Genomic DNA, 726 nt, shown 5'->3' with positions numbered 1-726 from the left:
ACCCATGGCGGCGTGACCGAGGCCAATGCCCACCCGCACATCAGCCACGGCGTGGCGCTGGTGCACAACGGCATCATCGAGAACCACGAGGAGCAGCGCGAGAAGCTGCGCGCGCTCGGCTACGTGTTCGAGTCGCAGACCGACACCGAAGTCATCGCCCACCTGATGCACCATCACCTCAAGGGCGGCGACAGCCTGCTCTCGGCGCTGCAGCGCACGGTCAAGGAACTCACCGGTGCCTATGCGCTGGCGGTGATGAGCCGTGCCGAGCCGGACCACTTCGTCTGCGCGCGCATGGGCTGCCCGCTGCTGGTGGGCCTGGGCCAGGGCGAGAACTTCGTCGCTTCCGACGTCTCGGCCATCATCTCCTCCACCCGCAACGTGATCTTCCTGGAAGAGGGCGACACCGCCGACATCCGCCGCGATGTCGTGCAGGTGTTCGACGAGCACAACCTGCCGGTGGACCGTGGCGTGCACCAGTCGGATGTGTCGCTGGCCTCGCTGGAGCTGGGCCCCTACCGCCGCGTCATGCAGAAGGAAATCCACGCGCAGCCGCGCGCGCTGGGCGACACCATCGAAGCGGCCATCGATGCCGGTGGCTTCCCGGCCGAACTGTTCGGCAAGAATGCAGAAGCCGTTCTGTCGGGCATTGAAGGCGTGCAGATCCTCGCCTGCGGCACTAGCTACTACTCCGGCCTGACCGCGCGCTACTGGATCGAATCCATC

General features: G+C 66.4%; 1 pseudogene. It reads left to right on the top strand.

The annotated features are described in order from the left end of the window. Positions 1-726, top strand: a pseudogene (locus tag INT12_RS30705) (glutamine--fructose-6-phosphate aminotransferase); the annotation flags it as partial.

The sequence above is a fragment of the Pseudomonas sp. K8 genome, from assembly GCF_014889455.1.
GTDB classification, from domain to species: Bacteria; Pseudomonadota; Gammaproteobacteria; order Pseudomonadales; family Pseudomonadaceae; genus Aquipseudomonas; species Aquipseudomonas veronii.
This window is presented reverse-complemented; position numbering and strand designations above follow the sequence as displayed.